Origin of the sequence: uncultured Vibrio sp. (assembly GCF_947488985.1) — a bacterium.
Lineage (GTDB): Bacteria > Pseudomonadota > Gammaproteobacteria > Enterobacterales > Vibrionaceae > Vibrio.
Genome location: NZ_CANLBV010000189.1, coordinates 1 through 2,368, shown reverse-complemented (window position 1 = coordinate 2,368; position 2,368 = coordinate 1). Strand labels below are relative to the sequence as shown.

The 2,368-nt window shown below is 41.5% G+C and carries 1 protein-coding gene and 1 pseudogene; both read left to right on the top strand.

Annotation, left to right across the window (positions count from 1 at the left end):
* Window positions 1-799 precede the first annotated feature (799 nt).
* Window positions 800-1,843 (top strand): GMP reductase, encoded by a 1,044-nt coding sequence (locus Q1A70_RS19565; protein ID WP_299695612.1) that lies wholly within the window; start codon window positions 800-802, stop codon window positions 1,841-1,843.
* A gap of 148 nt (window positions 1,844-1,991) precedes the next feature.
* A pseudogene (locus Q1A70_RS20905) lies at window positions 1,992-2,291 on the top strand (TnsA endonuclease N-terminal domain-containing protein); the annotation flags it as partial.
* Between the last annotated feature and the right edge of the window lie 77 nt (window positions 2,292-2,368).

The following is a 2,368-nucleotide window of genomic DNA, read 5'->3' as shown; positions in this document are numbered from 1 at the left end:
CGCAGGCTCTTTGGCATCTCGAATTAATGATAACTTTCAAGTTCTCAAGCCTGCATCTTCAAGTTGAACGAGTATAAAATCTCATTCGCGAGCGCTTACTTTATTGCTTATTGCTTATTGCTTATTGCTGTAGGCGGGGGTAATCGTGGTCAGGTCAGCGCTTTTTAGTGATTGGTATCGAAATATTCATAGCCACCTTTTCTGTTTATAGAGGCAATGTGACGCTTTTTATTCAATAGAGCACATATCTAAACAAGCTGAAACGGAAGACAGCACACAGAAAGCCCATCTTCGAATGCTCAGTATCTTTCACAGGTTCGAGCGATTGCCTCATTAATCCATCATCAAGTGTGTAAAAATGAGTCGAAAGTGAGAATAATCCAATTTATTTAAGAAAAAATGGCGCTTGTTGACGGAAGAAAATCATCGGCTTTTGTCGATCTTGATCACATTTATTGCAGAATGAAGGCGATGTTACGAGAGTTTCTCAGGAAAACGATTGCGTAAACCAAACGGCTTGTTTGGTGTTTTTTACTTGGTAAGTGACTAATTATTATCTATTTAATGGGAGTTCGAAGAGGGTTGTTTTTTAGCGGATATGGAATCTCCGGAAGGATAGCATAAAAAAAAGTAAAATATTAGACTTGCTGTTAGTAAATTACGACCTATAATGCTGAAAACCGGAGCGCCTGCCAACGCTCCGGTTTTTTTGTGTCCGAAGAATGGTAAACTCATTTAGTAACGTCTTTACAACGCATTTCGCGAGCGACACATAATTTTATGAATCAAGGAAAACACCATGCGTATCGAACAAGAACTTAAGTTAGGTTTCAAAGATGTACTCTTCCGTCCGAAGCGTTCTACTCTAAAGAGCCGTTCTCAAGTTGAATTAACCCGCGATTTTACATTCAAGCATAGCGGTCGTCAATGGTCTGGTACTCCAGTAATTGCTGCGAACATGGATTCAGTAGCAACTTTTGAAATGGCAGCTGCGCTAGCTGAGCACGGTGTTATGACTGCAGTACACAAGCACTACACAGTAGAGCAGTGGGCTGAATTTGCTAAAACAGCAGACAAGAAAACACTGAACAACGTATTTGTATCAACAGGTACATCTGAAGCTGAGTTTGAGAAAACTAAGCAAATCATGGCGCTTAGCGAAGACTTCGTATTTATCTGTATTGATATCGCTAACGGTTACTCAGAGCACCTAGTTGAGTACGTACAAAAAGTACGTGCAGAATTCCCTGACAAAGTTATCTCTGCGGGTAACGTTGTAACAGGTGACATGGTTGAAGAGCTAATCCTAGCAGGTGCTGACATCGTTAAAGTTGGTATCGGCCCTGGTTCAGTTTGTACTACACGTGTTAAAACAGGTGTTGGTTACCCTCAACTTTCTGCTATCATCGAATGTGGTGATGCAGCTCACGGCCTTGGCGGCATGATCATCGGTGACGGTGGCTGTTCATGTGCTGGTGACGTATCTAAAGCGTTCGGCGGCGGTGCTGATTTCGTAATGCTAGGCGGTATGCTAGCAGGTCACGAAGAGTCAGGCGGCGAACTGGTTGAGCAAGACGGTAAGCAATTCATGAAGTTCTACGGCATGTCTTCTCAGTCGGCTATGGACAAGCACTCAGGTGGTGTTGCTAAGTACCGTGCAGCTGAAGGTAAAACCGTACTTCTACCATTCCGTGGTTCTGTTCACGGTACTATCTCTGATATCCTTGGTGGTGTACGTTCAACTTGTACATACGTAGGTGCAGCAAAGCTTAAAGAGCTAACTAAGCGTACGACTTTCATCCGTGTACAAGAGCAAGAGAACAACGTATTCGGTAAAGAGTAACGTTTAAAACACTTGTTTAATTGTTGAAACAACCATAAATTGATATTTGCAACCATATATTGATATTTGGTACAACCATAATTTGATATTGCCTCTTCATGTTCTAAACTTGTGTAAGTTTACGACAAAATCGTGAAGAGGCAATATTATGTCTGCTCTAGCTTACCCTTCTACTGCCACCTTGCTTGAACTTGAAACTGCGTTTGACACTCCTGCTCGAAACTTAACTAAATCACGTGGAAAAAACATACACCGTTATGTCAGTGCTAAGATGGGAAAAAGAGTCACGGTGGAATCCTTTTTAGAATGTGCCGCTTGTTATCATTTTGATTTCGAACCAAGTATCGTTCGCTTTTGTTCTCAACCGATAAGATTTTCATACTACTTAAACGGTAAGAGCCATACTTACGTCCCAGACTTTCTAGTTCAATTTGATACCGGTGAATATTGATCCGCACCAGAAGTTTTGGACACTGAGTTAAGTGAGTACAATCACTAACGAGGTGAACAATGACAACTAAGAAA